Annotated in this window: 15 protein-coding genes; 11 read left to right on the top strand and 4 right to left on the bottom strand. The window is 61.1% G+C overall.

Translation table 11 applies throughout. The annotated features are described in order from the left end of the window. Positions 1-76: 76 nt before the first annotated feature. Together AB4Z13_RS11525 and AB4Z13_RS11520 are read right to left on the bottom strand one after the other, a co-directional pair. Positions 77-799, bottom strand: a complete 723-nt coding sequence (locus AB4Z13_RS11525) for a copper homeostasis protein CutC (protein ID WP_439014003.1) — start codon at positions 797-799, stop codon at positions 77-79. 247 nt (positions 800-1046) lie between these two features. Further along, positions 1047-1964: a LysR family transcriptional regulator gene (locus AB4Z13_RS11520; RefSeq protein WP_439014002.1), complete on the bottom strand. Its 918-nt coding sequence runs from the start codon at positions 1962-1964 to the stop codon at positions 1047-1049. A gap of 410 nt (positions 1965-2374) precedes the next feature. Between AB4Z13_RS11520 and AB4Z13_RS11515 the strand changes: the two genes are divergently transcribed. From AB4Z13_RS11515 to AB4Z13_RS11505, 3 genes are read left to right on the top strand one after another with little or no spacing between them, the layout of a single operon-like run. Further along, positions 2375-2923 (top strand): hypothetical protein, encoded by a 549-nt coding sequence (locus AB4Z13_RS11515; protein WP_439014001.1) that lies wholly within the window; start codon positions 2375-2377, stop codon positions 2921-2923. After that, positions 2920-3906 (top strand): NAD(P)H-quinone oxidoreductase, encoded by a 987-nt coding sequence (locus AB4Z13_RS11510; protein WP_442206009.1) that lies wholly within the window; start codon positions 2920-2922, stop codon positions 3904-3906. The genes AB4Z13_RS11515 and AB4Z13_RS11510 overlap by 4 nt, the downstream gene beginning before the upstream one ends. A 26-nt stretch (positions 3907-3932) precedes the next feature. Then, positions 3933-4127 (top strand): hypothetical protein, encoded by a 195-nt coding sequence (locus AB4Z13_RS11505; RefSeq protein WP_439013999.1) that lies wholly within the window; start codon positions 3933-3935, stop codon positions 4125-4127. A gap of 230 nt (positions 4128-4357) precedes the next feature. Here AB4Z13_RS11505 and AB4Z13_RS11500 read toward each other — a convergent pair whose 3' ends face one another. Continuing rightward, entirely contained in the window at positions 4358-5572 is a 1215-nt protein-coding gene (locus AB4Z13_RS11500) for a LysR family transcriptional regulator (protein WP_442206008.1), read from the bottom strand. 431 nt (positions 5573-6003) lie between these two features. Between AB4Z13_RS11500 and osmF the strand changes: the two genes are divergently transcribed. From osmF to AB4Z13_RS11470, 6 genes are all read left to right on the top strand, one after another. Further along, complete coding sequence (gene osmF / locus AB4Z13_RS11495; protein WP_439013998.1) at positions 6004-6912, top strand: glycine betaine ABC transporter substrate-binding protein OsmF; 909 nt, start codon at positions 6004-6006, stop codon at positions 6910-6912. Between the two features lie 160 nt (positions 6913-7072). Then, a complete protein-coding gene (locus AB4Z13_RS11490; RefSeq protein WP_439013997.1) occupies positions 7073-8239 on the top strand; it encodes an ABC transporter permease in 1167 nt (388 codons plus the stop codon). Further along, entirely contained in the window at positions 8236-9180 is a 945-nt protein-coding gene (locus tag AB4Z13_RS11485; RefSeq protein WP_439013996.1) for an ABC transporter ATP-binding protein, read from the top strand. The genes AB4Z13_RS11490 and AB4Z13_RS11485 overlap by 4 nt, the downstream gene beginning before the upstream one ends. Beyond that, on the top strand, positions 9177-9926 hold the full coding sequence (locus AB4Z13_RS11480; RefSeq protein WP_439013995.1) for an ABC transporter permease: 750 nt from the start codon (positions 9177-9179) through the stop codon (positions 9924-9926). The genes AB4Z13_RS11485 and AB4Z13_RS11480 overlap by 4 nt, the downstream gene beginning before the upstream one ends. 49 nt (positions 9927-9975) lie before the next feature. Next, positions 9976-10371, top strand: a complete 396-nt coding sequence (locus AB4Z13_RS11475) for a VOC family protein (protein ID WP_442206007.1) — start codon at positions 9976-9978, stop codon at positions 10369-10371. Positions 10372-10386: 15 nt separating this feature from the next. Further along, positions 10387-12837: a glycoside hydrolase family 2 protein gene (locus AB4Z13_RS11470; protein ID WP_439013993.1), complete on the top strand. Its 2451-nt coding sequence runs from the start codon at positions 10387-10389 to the stop codon at positions 12835-12837. 49 nt (positions 12838-12886) lie between these two features. Here AB4Z13_RS11470 and AB4Z13_RS11465 read toward each other — a convergent pair whose 3' ends face one another. Next, the gene (locus AB4Z13_RS11465; protein ID WP_007821379.1) at positions 12887-13279 is read right to left on the bottom strand and encodes a PRC-barrel domain-containing protein; all 393 of its coding nucleotides are present in this window, start codon (positions 13277-13279) and stop codon (positions 12887-12889) included. A 247-nt stretch (positions 13280-13526) separates the two neighbouring features. Here AB4Z13_RS11465 and AB4Z13_RS11460 point away from each other — a divergent pair, with 247 nt between their 5' ends. Continuing rightward, positions 13527-15227: a long-chain fatty acid--CoA ligase gene (locus AB4Z13_RS11460; protein WP_439013992.1), complete on the top strand. Its 1701-nt coding sequence runs from the start codon at positions 13527-13529 to the stop codon at positions 15225-15227. A 140-nt stretch (positions 15228-15367) separates the two neighbouring features. Continuing rightward, positions 15368-16993: a glucose-6-phosphate isomerase gene (gene pgi / locus AB4Z13_RS11455; RefSeq protein ID WP_439013991.1), complete on the top strand. Its 1626-nt coding sequence runs from the start codon at positions 15368-15370 to the stop codon at positions 16991-16993. Positions 16994-17006: the final 13 nt, after the last annotated feature.

The following is a 17006-nucleotide window of genomic DNA, read 5'->3' as shown; positions in this document are numbered from 1 at the left end:
TTTGCTTGCCACGCTTTAAGCTTTTGTTTTTGCATGTCGTTATCACAAAACCGCTGCACACTTTTGCGCAACATGCTTAGGCCGCGTCGATTGCCGCGCGCATCTGCCTGACGACCGCGGCATCGGTGCGGTTCGAGGTCGGCACATCGAAGCCGAAAGAGACGGCGCGCGGATCGGCGCTGGCAACGGCAGAGCTGCAGGAGCCGTGAACTTCGCGCGCGCCTGTTGCCCGCAGGATCTCGAGGACATTGGCCGGTCGCACGCCACTGCCCGGCATGATGGAGATGCGGCCGGCAGCCTTGACGGAGATGCGCTTCAGCGTTTCGAGCCCGTCCATCGCCTTCGGTACGCAGCCCGAGGTGAGGATGCGCTCGCAGCCCAGTTCGATCGCCTGCTCCAGTGCCACATCCGGATCCGGCACGAGATCGAAAGCGCGATGCAGCGTCGAGCCGAGGCCGGACGCATGGGCCTTCAGGCGATGAATGAGCGGCATGTCGAGCGTGCCGTCCAGTCGGTTGGCGCCGATGACGACGCCGGCAAGGCCAGCGGCCCTGACAGCATCGATATCGGCAAGCATCGCCTTTTCGTCCGTCGCATCGAAGATGAAGGGGCCGGCATGCGGGCGGATCATTGCATAGACGGGGATCGGCGCTTCGGCGGCAATTCGCATCAGGCTCGGCAATGGCGTCAGCCCACCAAGCTCCAGCGCCGAGCAGAGCTCGATGCGGCCAGCACCGCCCTCGATTGCAGCCGCAAGGCCCTGAGCGCTATCGACGCATACTTCCAGCAAAACCGTCATATCCCGAATCCTTCTCGTTCCGCCATTTCGGCCAAAGTAGCCCATGCAGCCCATTTCACGAACGGCTTACCGCCGAAAGCCGCCTTTCCCCCTCTGACGCTCCCCATCGTAACGTCAGGCGCGGCGGCGTAGGGCTATGGTGCCACCAAGTCAGCAACACATTGATTGTCGAATATCGTAAACAACCCTCAAACCCCGATTGGGTCCGCGCATGCCGACGATTGCTGTTCCACAAAGACGCGCCAAATCATGGTTCCCAGATTGGTGGACTTCCGATTGACGTCCGCAGCGCCTCGGTGAAGGCTCGCACCTTGGCACTCGCCTGCGGCAGGGCGCGCAGGAGGTAGATCCCGGCCGGCGCAGCGTTCCAGGGTTCATCGCCCGGCCGCAACCGGACCAGTCTCCCTGCCTTGACGTCCGGTCCGACGACCCAGCTCGACAGGAATGCGAGCCCCAGCCCCTCCTGGGCCGCCGCGCGCAGGGCTTCGAAATCGTCTGAACGGAACGTCACCATACCGTTCCCCGCATGGCCCGCCGGGCCGTCGAGCAGGTCCCCCCAACCCAGAAGATCAGCGCCATGCAGCTTGTCGATCAAACGGTGCGATGAGAGATCGGCGACGCTATCGGGCACACCCGCCCGTGCCAGATAGGCCGGGCTTGCGACCAACAGTCGGGTCAGAGGCGCAAGCCTCGTGGCGATCAGCGTGCTATCGGCCAGCGCCCCCATGCGGATGACCACGTCGAGACGCTCGAGAACCGGATCGGCCAGCCGCTCCGTCAGGTCGAGCTCGACCTTGAGCGCGGGGTGCTCAGTTTGCAGCGCTGCGACGACCGGCAAGACATAGCGCTTGCCAAAGGTCGGGAAGCAGGCGATCCGGAGTGTGCCGGAGACGGAACCGTCGAAGGCGGCGATCTCTGCGTGGGTGTCGGCCAGTTCGTCAAGAAGCAGCAGGGCCCGTTCGTGCAGCCGCCGGCCGGCATCCGTGAGCGTGAGGGCGCGGGTCGAGCGGACCAGCAGGGCAACGCCCAGATCCTCCTCCAGCGTGTCGATCTGGCGCACGATCGCTGAAGGCGTCACCGCGCGCCGACGGGCGGCGCCGGAAAAGCTCCCCGCCCTAACGACATCGACGAAGGTTGACAGGAACACGGCGAAATGGGGTCTCATCTTTGCGATCCAGGCAAAGCCGTTTGCAGCAGGCTACGGCTTATCGCTGTCTTTCAATAGACGCACAATCCCCATCGTGAGGTCGGCGAGTTCAACAGCATTCGACGTTACCAAAACAAGGTAAATCTCGTCGAAGGCCCCGCGCGTCTCATGAAGGCGTGGGACTGCAAATATATACATAGGTATGTTCGATTTGACTCTGAATTACTGACCTAACACGAACGTATAATTTTCACGCAACGGTCCGGATAGCAGATTGTACCGGCAAAAACGGATGCTTCGCAGATCAAAAGTTCGAGACTGTCGCTGGATACGGGCCGCAAGGGTGGCGCGCACCGGAGGTGTGGCTGGCTCGTCGTCCGTGGAAAGCAACGTCGTCATCTAATCCGTGACACTCGAAAGGAAAAACCATGAAGATACTGACCGACAAGATCCTCTCCCTGTCCGCCTATTCCGCCGAGATCGACGTCCCGCTGGACAAGGTCGATATTGCCGACTGGCTCTTCACCCTGCCGGAAGCCGAATATCTACGCTGCTGCCCGCCCGACCACATCGGTGCCGGCACCACGACCACGGATGACGGCCGACCCATGTCGATTAACGTCGAGATGATCGGCACCGCGTTGGTCGTGCAGCATTACGTCGCCGAGGAAGCAACGCCGAGTTACTGCCGGATGAACTCGATCTCGGACGTGTTCACCCCGGTCGGGCGCACACAGGTCAACGTGATCTGGGAGCTGATCGCCGAGGGGATAGAGGGCGGACGCACCCGCTACACCAATCGCGTCACCTCGCACCCCACCGACGTTTTCATGGACTTCATTGCCGCGCACGGCCAGACCTTGGAACAGGCGGCGGCCGCCCGACAGGAAGCGGGCGGTGACCACAACCGCAGGGAGACGCCGCTCTTCGCCGCCAGCATCGCCCGCCGGGCGCTCGGCAAGGTCGCTGCGAAATGAAGGCGATCGCGTTCGATGATTTCGGCAAGGCGGAGGTTCTCCGTCTTGCTGAGGCGCCGATGCCGCAACCTCGCCCCGGTGATCTTCTGGTCAAGGTGAAGGCAGCCGGTGTCAATCGCGCCGACCTTCTTCAACGCCAGGGCTATTACGGCAGGCAGAGTTATGGCGAGAGCGATCTGCTCGGGCTGGAAGTGGCCGGCGAGGTGGTCGCTGTCGGCAGCGATGTCGCCGATATCCTACCCGGCGAGCGCGTGATGGCCATCGTCGGAGCGGGTGCCTATGCCGAATATGCCCGCGTCGACCGCGGCATGGCGGTACGTGTTCCCGATGGCCTTGACCTTATCGGCGCGGCGGCGGTGATGGAATCGTTCGTCACCGCGTGGGAGGCCGTCGTGCATCTTGGTGGTGCCGCCAAGGGCTTGGCCGTGCTCGTCCACGCCGCAGCGGGCGGCATCGGTTCCGCCGGCGTGGAGATTGCGCACGCCCTCAGTGCCAGGGTCTTCGCGACGGCCAATGCCGAGCGCCGGATTGATGTTTTGGGCTTGGGCGCAGAGGCCGTGTTTGATTACCGGTTGGAGGACTTCGAGCAGGGCGTTCGCGATGCCACCGGCGGAAGCGGGGTCGATGTAATCGTCGACTTCGTCGGTGGCGACTATCCCGCCCGCAACCTGCGCAGCCTCGCGCCGGGCGGGCGTCTCGTGCAGGTCGGCCTGCTGGGCGGGCAGGACGATACCGTCATCCCTCTCGCTCTCCTGCTCCACAATCACCTGCGCCTTATCGGCACCGTGATGAAGTCGCGCAGCGCGGTGGAGAAGCGCGCCATGGTTCAGCGCTTCGCCCAAGGAGCTCTGCCAATGTTCGCCGATGGCCGGCTAAAGCCGTTGGTCGGCAAAGTGTTCCCACTGTCCGAGGCAGCCGATGCGCATCGCTATATGGAAGCGGGTGGCGGATTCGGGAAGATCGTGTTGGATGTAGCTGCGTGAGGATGAGCTTTGAGAGTACGTCGCTGATGCTTGAACGCAGTGAGCGACCCCTCGCCAACAGTCAGGAGTTCTGTCATGGCGGACATCTCTACGCCGGCTACCGAACCGATGACCTCACGCTCAAACAGGCGGCTCTCGCCTCGGGCAAGGTGGACGAAGCACTGTTCGACAAGGTCGTCCAGCCGATCGAGATGGTCGGCGTCGGCCTCGGGGGCGCCTGATGGATGCCCAGCTCCGCGATCGACTACCAGCACTTCATCTGCGTCCTGATCTCCATCAAGCTGGTTCGTGTTGTTGCCATTTTTGCCCTTCTGCGTAAACGGCAGGTAAGGGCTGAGCAATCAACGTGCCGAGCACTTTCCTGTCCTGAAGTCACACAATCGGCGGCGTTAGAGGGCTATAGCGTAGACGTAGTGCTCATCTTCATCGGGCGTGGCCCGCCGCAGCCTGTTTAAGCGAAGGCTTTGTTTTGCGCGACAGGCGCCGGGACAATTTTTGCCGCCGTCGTGATCAACATGTCGCAAGCGTCGGCCGCGGCTTTCCGATGATTGAAGGCCACGTGATAGGACATGGGCATCGGCTCGGCGAGCTCGACGATGCGCACCCGGTCGGCAATCGGCATGGCGCTGACACGGCCGAGGAAGGAGACATAGCCGTGATTGGCGACGAGATCGACGATGACGGGCAGCGAATCTGCCGCAGTGATGTCTCGATCGCGGAGGCGGCGATGCAGGGTGCGGTCATAGCCGAAGGTCATGGCGGCATGGCCGATGCCAGTGCGCGGACTCGGCGTGCAGATCGGATGGCTGGCCACAAGTTCCGTGGCGGTTGCTTCCACGCTGTCGAGTGGGGCGATCGCCACCATATCGGTGCGCAGCAATTCGCGATGACGGAAGCTTTCCAGGCCGAAGACGGAATCGAGGATCGCAACATCGATTCGCCCGGATTTCAGCGCCTCGCGCAGATCGTCGGCAGTCATCGAGACCAGCGATAAAGCATTCTTGTTGCGGCCGGCATTCCACTCGGCAACGAGGCTACCCAGGCAGCGCGCAACCCAGCTTTCCGAACCAGTGGGGATAATGGCACCGATGCGCAGTGAGCGAGCGGTGCGCTGATAGCGTTCGTCCGCAGCGGATTTCAGTTCGTTCCAAGCGAGGCTGATGGTCGAAAAGACGGTATAGGCGAAGCGGCCCTCCTCCGTCAGCGCCGAGCCCTGGGCCTGACGCTCGAAGAGTCTGCCTCCAAAGAATTTCTCAAGATTGGCAATCTGCAATGAAAGCTGCGGCTGACCAAGGCGCAGACGACGGGCGGCTCTGTTGATGCTGCCCTGATCGGCAACCTCCAGGTAACGCTCCATGGTGACGAGCTTGACGGGGATGCGGGCGGCCCATTGTCCGTAAGCTTCCGGTTCACGATGACCAAGCTTGTCGCCGAGCTGCCCTGTTGCGGCAAGGATCGGCGCCAATCCCTCCAGAACTCTGCCTCCGGCAAGCAGAATGACCAGTTCGCCCGAGGAACGTTCGGCGAGCTTCAGGGCGAGCTCCGTCTCCAGGTTATCGATCGCTGCCGACGCGGTCGAGGCGGAGATGTTGAAGCGACGCGCAGTTTCGCGCATGGAGCCGGAAGACAGGACATGGCTTGCGATGAAGAGGGCGCCGAGATGCAAGGCTTTCTCCGGAAACTACTGAAAAGGCGGAGGATATGACGTGTTCGTGAAAAAAGATATCCCTGCCCATAGAGGTGCAGGCTATCGTTCACTTAATAAGAAATCCGGGCGGCGAAAGAACCGACTGAAAGCACCGGAACATCGTGGAAACACGCAAGGGGACAAAAACAAATCGCGCCGGCCTTGGAAAAGGGAATGCAATTCCGCGCACGGACCTGCATTCGCCGCCATAATCGCGTCGCGAGAGCGAATACTGGAGGGGGCTGCTTCGATTTTCGGGCATCGATTTTTCGGGCATGCACACTATTTCCATGACGCACGTATTTCCGGCATGATGGCCTGATGGCTGACCATGCCGGCTGGTTTTATGCGCGCAGGCTTCGCGTCCGGGGCTTTCGCGACGTTAACGGTGTTCAACCAAGGGGATAATCATGCTGAAGAAATTCGCACTTGCCGTTTCGCTTGCCGCCTTTGCGGCCGGCGCGGCCCACGCCGCAGACGTCGTCGTTTCATCGAAGATCGACACGGAAGGCACGCTGCTCGGCAACGTCATCGCACTCGCGCTGGAAGCCAACGGCATCAAGACGCAGGACCGCATCGCACTTGGCGCAACCCCGGTCGTGCGCAAGGCGATCACCGCGGGTGAAATCGACATCTATCCGGAATATACCGGCAATGCCGGTTTCTTCTTCAACAAGGCCGATGATGCCGCCTGGAAAAACCTCGACCAGGGTTACCAGCTGGCGAAGAAGCTGGACTATGACGCCAACAAGATCGTCTGGCTGACGCCCTCGCCCGCCAACAATACCTGGGCGCTTGCCGTCCGCAGTGACGTTGCCGGCCCGAATAACCTCAAGACCTTGTCCGACTTCGGCAAGTGGGTCTCCGGTGGCGGTGCTGCCAAGCTTGCGGCTTCTGCCGAATTCGTGAACTCCGCCGGCGCCCTGCCTGCCTTCCAGACCACCTATGGCTTCACACTGAAGCCGGATCAGGAAGTCGTGCTTTCGGGCGGTGACACGGCTGCAACGATCAAGGCTGCGGCCGACCAGACCAACGGCGTCAATACCGCCATGGTCTATGGTACTGACGGTGCAATTCAGGCTGCCGAACTCGTCGTTCTCGAAGACGACAAGAGCGTGCAGCAGGTCTATGCACCGACCCCGATCATCCGCGAGGCCGTGCTGCAGGCAAACCCGAAGATCCAGGAAATCCTTACTCCGATCTTCCAGAGCCTGACGGCAGACGAACTGCGCAAGCTCAACGCCAAGATCCAGGTCGATGGCGAGCCGGCGAAGTCCGTTGCCGAAGCCTATCTGAAGGAAAAAGGTTTCCTGAAGTAATCGCCTGCTGCCCAATTCCTTAAATCGGAGCCGATTTAAGGATAAAAATAGGCAGCAGTTTAAAGTGCTACAGCGTCCTTTGCGCGTCTGAAAAGACGCGCGGCGCTGTAGTGCCCCGTCCGGTATCCGGGCGGGGCACTTTCCGGACAGGGTAGGATCGATGGAAGAAACCTTAGCGGTCCGCAAGCTGGACCGGCTCGGCGTGGTACTCGTGGCAGGCGGCATTGCAGCAACGGCCCTTCTGCCTTTCATCTATGTGAAGGCGAACCGTATCGCCGCCGGCAAGCCGATGCTGCTGACGCAGCTTCTTCCCCAGCCTTCCGTCGTCATCCTGATGGTCCTCCTTGTTGCCACTGCCTTGGCGACGCTTTTCCTGCGCAACGCTTTCATTCGCCTGGCGCTTGGCACGCTCTGCCTTGCCGCACTGATTGTTGCAATCGGCCTTGTGGCGACGGCTGCAACGCCACAAGGCAGCACCGTGGCGCGCATGACGCCCGGCGGCAGCTTCTGGGTGCTCCTCGGCGTCATCGGCCTCATCATCTCCGACGCGCTGGTGAAGATAAAGCTGACACCGTGGATGCGTGTTGCAGCACTGGCCGCTTACACAGCCTTGCTCGCGATATTTCTCTCGTCCGGCCTGCTCGACAGCCTTTCGATCCTGAGGGAGTTTTCGACCCGGGCAAACCAGTTCTGGAGCGAGGCGGTCTCCCACCTGATGCTGGCATTCGGCTCGCTCGCCATTGCCATCGTTCTCGGGCTGCCGCTCGGCATCCTCTGCTTCTGGGTGCCGAAGCTGCGCGCCATCGTGCTGCGGACACTGAGCCTCATCCAGACCATTCCGAGCCTGGCACTCTTCGGCCTCCTGATGCTGCCGCTCGGCTATCTCGCTGCAAACGTGCCACTTGCGGCCGATATCGGCATTCGCGGCATCGGCACCGCGCCGGCGCTGATTGCGCTCGTGCTCTATTCGCTGCTGCCGATCGTTGCCAACACGGTCGTCGGCCTCGAAGGTGTCGATCCGTCGGTGCGTGATGCTGCCGCCGGCATGGGACTGACACGCCGGCAGATTCTCACCGGCATAGACCTGCCGCTCGCCTTTCCCGTCATCCTCACCGGCATCCGCATCGTGCTGGTGCAGGCGATCGGCATGGTAACGATCGCCGCGCTGATCGGCGGCGGCGGCTTCGGCATCTTCATCTTCCAGGGGCTTGGCCAGACGGCCATGGACCTCGTCCTGCTCGGCGCCGTGCCGACCGTTTTCTTCGCCTTCTCCTCGGCCGTCATCCTCGATGCGGTCATCGAAAGCATTCAGGGGCCAGCCGCATGAGCAAGATCGAGATCAGGAACGTCACCAAGCGCTACGGCTCGGCAACGGTCGTCGACAATGTCTCCATGAGTGTCGAGAAGGGCTCGATCACCGTGATCGTCGGCACGTCGGGCTCCGGCAAGTCGACGCTGATGCGAATGATCAACCGGCTGGTGCCGATCACCGAGGGTCAGATCTTCGTCGGCGACCATGATATCATGGACGTGCCGGCGACCGAGCTTCGCCGCAAGATCGGCTATGCCATCCAGGGACACGGCCTGTTTCCGCACCGGACGGTGGCGCAGAACATTGCAACCGTGCCGGAGCTTCTCGGCTGGGATACGGCCCGCATCGGCAGCCGTGTGGCGGAACTGCTCGGCCTCTTCAATCTCGACCCGGCGATCTTTGCCGAGAAATATCCGCACCAGCTATCCGGTGGCCAGCAGCAGCGCGTCGGCGTCGCCCGGGCGCTGGCAGCCGAGCCTGAACTGCTATTGATGGACGAGCCCTTCGGCGCGCTCGACCCCGTTATCCGCGGCAAGGCGCAGGACGATCTGCTGGCGATCCAGAAACAGTTCGGCACGACGGTCGTCCTCGTCACGCATGACATGGACGAAGCCTTCCATCTCGGCAACCAGATCGCCGTCATGAGCGGCGGCAGGCTCCTGCAATGCTCGACGCCAGAGAAGATCCTGACGGAACCGGCCGATCCCTTCGTGCAGCAATTGACCGGCACCTCCGACCGGGCGCTGAAGCTGATGTCGCTCTCGCCACTGAAGGACAGTATGGAGCCCGCCAAGCCGGGTCTGCCCTATTCGCTGGCGCAATCTCTGAGCCTTCGCGATGCTCTCGCCGAAATGATCTGGCAGGGTGTCGACGAGGCCGCCGTGCAGGATGCGAACAAGGCGCCCGTCGGTTCGATCTCGATGGGTCGGCTGCTCGAACTGGGCCGCAAGGTATGAAGTTTCTCGTCGCCAACCTTTTTCGCGCGCTGGCGCTGGTGATGCTGCTGATCCTGATCTTCAGGACAGAGTGGCTCTCCTTCATGCTGGTGCCGCTGACCAACAACAATGCACCGCCGGTCTACATGCAGAACAGCCTCGCTTCGCTGGCACTCGGGCACCTGGAACTGGTCTTCATCTCGATTGTCGGCAGCGCGGTGCTTGCCGTGCTTGGGGGCATTTTCGTCACCCGCCCGAGCGGAGCAGATTTCCTGCCACTGTCGCGCGCCATTGCCAACGCCGGCCAGACCTTTCCGCCCGTGGCGGTGCTGGCGCTTGCCGTTCCCGCCACCGGCTTCGGCGCTGCGCCGACGCTGATTGCGCTCTTTCTCTACGGACTGCTGCCGATCTTCGAAAATACGGTCGCCGGTCTCAAGCAGGTGTCGCCGCAGGTACTGGATGCCGCCGACGGCATGGGCATGAACGGGACGCAGCGTCTCTTCAAGGTTGAGCTGCCGCTGGCATTGCCGCTGATCCTCGAAGGGCTGAAGGTCGCAACCGTCATCAATATCGGCACGGCGACGATCGGCTCGACGGTTGCGGCAAAGGGTCTCGGCGAGGTCATCATTGCCGGCCTGATCTCCGACAATACCGCCTTCATCCTGCAGGGCGGCCTGATCGTCGGCCTGATGGCGGTTCTGATCTATGATGTCGTTGGCATGCTCGAAGACGTCATCACGCGCAGAATGGGCTTGCGTCCGGCTTGAGAGGACGGCTACCAAGGCTGCCGGAGATATCAGCGATTGGGAGACCGCCTTGGCCAAGATGATCCATTCCATGATCCGCGTTCTGGACGAGGCGCGTTCGGTCGATTTCTACAGCAAGGTCTTCGGGCTCGCGGTTGTCGACCGTGTCGATTTCGAGACCTTCACGCTGATCTACATGAGCAATGAAGAGACCGGTTTCGAGCTGGAGCTGACGGTCAACAAGGGCCGTATCGAGCCCTATAATCTCGGCGATGCCTATGGGCATCTGGCTGTTTCCGTTCAGGAAGTGCAGATCGAACACAAGCGGCTGACGGATCTCGGCCTCAACCCCGGCAAGCTCGTGGAACTCAACCGCGACGGCAAGCTGTTCGGTCTGTTCTTCTCCATCACCGATCCTGACGGCTACAAGATCGAAGTGCTGCAGCGCTACGGCCGTTTTCAATAAACATAAGAGGCTGAAATGATTGGGAGGAGAGACCTTCATAACGGCTGGACGCTTTTCTGTAACGATACAGGAAGAACCAGTCTGCCCGCTTCGGTTCCAGCAACGGTTCCCGGATGCGTGCATCTCGACCTGCTCGCAAACCGGCTGATCCCCGATCCCTATCTCGACATCAACGAGATCACCAATGACTGGATCGGCAAGACGGAATGGATCTACCGGCTGGACTTCGAAGCCGAGCCTGATGCGGGCCAAGTGCAGGAACTCGTCTTCGACGGCGTCGATACGATTGCGACGATCCGCCTGAACGGCGAGGAGATCGGCCGCACCTTCAACATGCACCGCACCTATCGCTTCGACGTTTCGTCGCTGCTGCGGGAAGATACAAACGAGCTCAGCATCACCTTCCATTCCGCCTATGCCTATGGCGCGGAGATGGAGAAGCATTACGGCTATCGCCCGAACAACTATCCGGGACCGGGCAACCTGATGCGCAAGATGGCCTGCAATTTCGGCTGGGACTGGGGGCCGACGCTTGTGACAGCCGGACTCTGGAAGCCGGTGCGGCTGGAGAGCTGGGATCGGGCGCGGCTTGCCGATATCAGGGTTTCCGCCGCCCTTGCCGGTGGCGATGGGCTCGTCAAGGTGCATGCGCGGCTGGCAAGGCAAGGCGAGGCAGTGCCGACGACGCTTGTTGCAGAAATCGGTGGCGTCACGCAGACCGTTGCGATCGACGCCGATACGGACGAAGTGTCCTTCGAGGTTTGCGTGCCCTCACCGCAGCTCTGGTGGCCACATCATCTCGGCGCGCAGCCACTCTACCCGCTGGAAATCCGGCTGGAGGATGCCAGCGGCAACTTACTCGACCTTTATTCGAAGCGGATCGGCTTCCGTTCGCTGCGGCTCGACACCGCGCCGGACGCACATGGCTCCGCCTTTACCTTCGTCATCAACGACGTGCCGATCTTTGCCTGCGGCGCCAACTGGATACCGGACGATTGTTTCCCTTCGCGCGTGACGGCGGAACGCTATGCGGCGCGGATCGATGAGGCGAAGGCTGCTAATATCAATCTGCTGCGTGTGTGGGGCGGCGGCGTCTTCGAGCGGGACGAATTCTACGAGGCCTGCGACCGGGCCGGCATGCTTGTGTGGCAGGATTTCCTTTTTGCCTGCGCCTCCTATCCGGAGGAAGAGCCGCTGCGGAGCGAAATCATCGCCGAGGTGCGGGACAATGTGGTGCGGCTGATGCCGCATGCCTCCCTCATTATCTGGAACGGCAATAACGAGAATATCTGGGGTTTTGACGAGTGGGGCTGGCGGCCGATCATCAAGGACGGTGTCAGCTGGGGGCTCGGCTACTATCTCGATGTCCTGCCAAAGCTCTGTGCCGAACTCGATCCCGACCGGCCCTATTATCCCGGCAGTCCCTATTCGGGCTCCACGGAGATCGAGCCGAATGACGACCGGCACGGCTGCAAGCATATATGGGACGTGTGGAACGACGTCGGTTACGAAGTCTATCGTAACTACATTCCGCGCTTCTGCTCCGAATTCGGCTGGCAGGCGCCGCCGGCATGGGCGACGCTGCAGGAGAGCGTGCATGACGAACCGCTGACGCCGGAATCGCGTGGCGTCTTCCATCATCAGAAGGCGACGCAGGGCAATGACAAGCTCATCAAGGGCCTTGCCGGACACCTGCCCGTGCCGCAGACGATGGATGACTGGCATTTTGCGACCCAACTCAATCAGGCACGCGCCATCCGCTTCGCAGTCGAGCACATGCGCTCGCATCGCGACATCTGCAAGGGCGCGGTCGTCTGGCAGTTCAATGATTGCTGGCCGGTCACCTCCTGGGCAGCGCTCGATTCTGCCGGCCGGCGCAAGCCGCTCTGGTATGCGATGCAACAGGCGTTCCATCCCCGCCTGCTGACGATCCAGCCGCGTGGCGAGGGCCTTTCCGCGGTCGCGGTTAATGAGCAGACACTGTTCTGGCGCTCGAAGATCAGCGGCAAACGCATGCGGCTTGATGGTACGGTGCTGGCGGAATTTGAATTCTGGCGGCTGCTCTGCGACCGGTTCGAAGCGAAGGAATTTCCGTTGCCGCAGGATATCGCGACTTCACGCGCGGCGGATGAAGAAGTCATCGTCGTGCAGATGCTGGACAAGCGCGCCTTCCACTATTTCGTCGAGGATATCGAGCTGAAGCTTCCGGTGCCAGACGTCAACATATCGCTGGCAAGATCGGACGATGGCTGGGATGTCACGGTGAGTGCAAAGAGCTTCCTGAAGGATCTTTGCCTGATGGCGGATCGGCTCGATCCTGCGGCGGTCGTGGATTCCATGCTGGTGACGTTGCTGCCGGGTGAAAGCCATGTCTTCCGTGTGACGACCGACAAGTCCCTGTCGGCCGAAGATATCGTGGTTGGCACAGTGCTTCGCACTGCCAATGATCTCGTCAATAAAAACTGAAAGGCCCCGCTCTCGCGGGGCCTCTACCGGCTCGTCCTCGCGGACGACGTTACATCCAGTAGGGCGGCACGCCATAATAATCATACACGCGGCGGCCATTATCGTTGTACCAGGTGTCATCGTCATCCGCGTAGCTCGGCGCGCCTTCGATCTGCTCCTTGGTGAGATCGATGCGGTAACCGTCCAGCTGGGTATCGTAGGTCAGCTTTTCCCACGGCAGCGGATAGTGATCACTGCCGATGCCGAGGAAGCCGCCGAAACTCAGAACAGCGTAAGCAACGCGGCCGTCCTGCTTCCCGAGGATGAGGCGTTCGATGGAACCGATGTGTTTGCCATCGGCGCCATAGACGCGGGTGCCTTCAACGCGGTCGCTAGCGATCAGCGTCGGCGTATCCTTCACATTCGGGTCGCGTCGGGTGGCGTCAGTATCCTGATTCAGCATTGTGCACCTCCTTTGTCGTTCCTCGTGGTTCATCCACATCGAGAAAACGTGCCCTATGCTTCAAAGTTCCCCTTCACATGCTGTTCATATGCGACCACCGCGATATTGACGTTTACGTCAAGGTTATTGTAGCCTCAATCCGCTTGAACCGCTCAAGCAATGGCATAAGCTGCCTTGACGGAAGACGGAGGATCTTCCGATCGACCGGTGTCATCCGGTTTCGGCGGCCGAATGGGAGAGAGACACAATGAGCAGTATTTCCGTCCACCCTGGTGGTGCGAAACCGGAAAAACCATGGCTTGCCACCTATCCTGATATCGTTCCGGCTGAGATTCCCCCGTTGGAATTCGCCTCGCTTCCCGACCTCCTGGAAAAGAGCTGTGCCCGCTTTGCCGATCGCAGGGCCTTTTCGAGCATGGGCAGAACGATGACCTATCGCACGCTCGAGGCACAGACCCGCAAAGTGGCCGCCTGGCTGCAGAGCGTCGGCCTGCAGAAGGGCGACCGCGTGGCCGTGATGATGCCGAACGTTCTGCAAAACCCCGTCGCGGTCTACGGCATCCTGCGCGCCGGACTTGTCGTCGTAAACGTCAACCCGCTCTATACGCCGCGCGAGCTTGAGCACCAGCTTAACGATTCCGGCGCCAAGGCGATCTTCGTTCTGGAAAACTTCGCGCGCACTGTCGAACAGGTCATCAACAAGACGGACCTGCGCCATGTCGTCGTCAGCTCTCTCGGCGAAATGCTCGGCCCAAAGGGGCATATCGTCAATTTCGTCGTCCGCCGGGTGAAGAAGCTCGTTCCGTCCTGGTCCATTCCGCAACACAAAAGTTTCAGGCAGGTGCTATCGGCGGGAGCGAACAGGACGCTTGCGCCCATCGCGCTCACCGGCAGCGACATTGCCTTCCTGCAATATACGGGTGGGACGACAGGTATTGCCAAGGGTGCGATGCTGACGCATCAGAACCTGCTTGCCAACAAGATGCAGCTGCAGCTCTGGCTGAAATCCGCCTTCGACAAAAAGAAGCAGCCTGAGGTCCTGAACTTCCTCTGTGCGCTGCCGCTCTATCACATCTTCGCACTGACGGTGAATTCGCTGATGGGCATGTCGCTCGGCGCCCACAATGTGCTGATTGCCAATCCTCGCGACATTCCAGGGCTTGTTAAGGAATTCCAGAAGTCTGATATCCATATCTTCCCCGGCCTCAATACGCTCTTCAACGCGCTGCTCAACAACGCCGACTTCGCCAAGCTCGATTTCTCCTCTCTCGTCATGTCGCTCGGCGGCGGCATGGCCGTGCAGCGGCCGGTGGCCGAACGCTGGCTGAAGGTGACGGGCTCGCACGTGACCGAGGGTTACGGCCTCTCCGAGACCTCGCCTGTTGCGACCGCCAATCGCTTCGATTCACCCGAATTCACCGGCTCGATCGGCCTTCCCATCCCCTCGACGGAACTCGATATCCGCGACGAGGAAGGCAATTCGCTGCCGCTTGGCGAGATCGGCGAGATCTGCATTCGCGGCCCGCAGGTCATGGCCGGATATTGGAACAAGCCGGAGGAGACGGCGCGGGTGATGACGCCGGATGGTTATTTCCGGACCGGCGACATGGGCTTCATGGACGAGCGCGGCTATACCAAGATCGTCGACCGCAAGAAGGACATGATCCTCGTCTCCGGCTTCAACGTCTATCCGAACGAGATCGAGGAAGTGGCCGCCATGCATGCCGGCATTCTGGAGGCGGCTGCGATCGGCGTGCCGGACGGGCATTCCGGCGAGGCCGTCAAGCTCTTCATCGTGCGCAAGGATCCTGCTCTCACCGAAGCCGATGTGAAGGCCCATTGCGCGGCCAATCTCACCAACTACAAGCGGCCGCGCTTCATCGAATTCCGCATCGAGCTGCCGAAGAGCCCCGTCGGCAAGATCCTGCGCAAGGACCTGCGCGGCTGAATTTGACGGTCTCATGAAATTGAGGGCCATCCGCTTGTCGCGGGTGGCTTTTTTCATATTTCGTCAGATGGCTGAACTTGATTTGACTGCGGGAAAGAGAATAGTTTCCGCAACCCTCTCCGCCTCCAAAGGAGTCTCCCATGAATGCCATCGTCGAACAACTGAAGAGCACCTCGGCTGCCACCAAGGCCACTGATCTGCGCGCCGCATTCGCTAATGATCCGAAGCGCTTCTCGCGCTTTTCCGTATCGCTTGACGACCTGCTGATGGATTTTTCCAAGACGGCCGTGAATGACGAGATCCTGAAGCTTCTGGTGAAGCTCGCCGAAGAAGGCGGCGTCGAGAAGAAGCGTGAGGAGATGTTCTCCGGCAAGGCGATCAACTTCACCGAAAACCGCGCCGTGCTGCATACCGCGCTCCGCAACCGCTCCAACACCCCTGTCCTGGTCGATGGCAAGGATGTCATGCCTGACGTCAACGCCGTGCTGACAGCCATGGGCAAGTTTGCCGATGGTGTCCGCTCGGGCGCGCTGAAGGGCGCGACCGGCAAGAAGATCACCGATGTCATCAATATCGGCATCGGCGGCTCGGATCTCGGCCCGGTCATGGCGACGTTGGCGCTCGCCCCCTTCCATGACGGCCCGCGCGCGCATTTCGTCTCCAATATCGACGGCGCCCATATCGCCGACATCCTGAAACTTGTGGAGCCGGAAACGACGCTGTTCATCGTCGCTTCCAAGACCTTCACAACGGTCGAGACGATGACCAATGCGCAGACGGCGCGCAAGTTCATCGCCAGCGCGCTTGGCGAAGCGGCCGTTCAGCACCATTTCGCCGCCGTCTCCACCGCCCTCGACAAGGTCTCCGCATTCGGTATCGAGAGCGAGCGTGTCTTCGGCTTCTGGGATTGGGTCGGCGGTCGTTACTCGATCTGGTCGGCGATCGGCTTGCCGCTGATGATCGCGATCGGTCCGGAGAATTTCGGCAAGTTCCTCGATGGCGCGCATGCCGTCGACAACCACTTCCGTAAGGCACCGATTACCGAGAACCTGCCTGTCCTGCTCGGCCTCATCGGCTTCTACCATCGCAATGTACTGGGTTACCCGACACGCGCCGTGCTCCCTTATGACCAGCGCCTGTCTCGCTTCCCGGCCTATCTGCAGCAGCTCGACATGGAATCGAACGGCAAGGGTGTGACCATCGACGGCACGCCTGTCGAAGGCAATTCCGGCCCGGTTGTCTGGGGCGAGCCTGGCACCAACGGCCAGCACGCCTTCTACCAGCTCATCCATCAGGGCACGAGCATCATCCCGGCCGAATTCATGATCGCCGCCAACGGCTTCGAGCCGGAGCTGCGCCATCAGCATCAGCTCCTGATGTCGAACGTTCTCGCCCAGTCGGAAGCGCTGATGAAGGGCCGCACCTTCGCGGAAGCCAAGAAGCAGCTGACCGACAAGGGCATGGAAGACAAGCAGGCCGATTTCATCGCCCCGCACCGCGTCTTTAACGGCAATCGCCCGTCGATCACCTTCGTCTACGACAAGCTGACGCCCTATGCACTCGGCCGCCTGATCGCACTCTATGAGCATCGCGTCTTCGTCGAAGGCGTGCTCTTCCGCATCAACTCCTTCGACCAGTGGGGTGTGGAGCTCGGCAAGGAGCTAGCGACCGGCCTGCTGCCCGTCGTCGAAGGCAAGGAAAGCGCTGCAGGTCACGACTCCTCGACGCAGGGTCTCGTTGCCGCGCTGGCAAAGCTCGCCAAGTAATTCGGCGATCCGC

The sequence above is a fragment of the Rhizobium sp. YAF28 genome (assembly GCF_052113285.1).
Taxonomy (GTDB): domain Bacteria; phylum Pseudomonadota; class Alphaproteobacteria; order Rhizobiales; family Rhizobiaceae; genus Rhizobium.
This window is presented reverse-complemented; position numbering and strand designations above follow the sequence as displayed.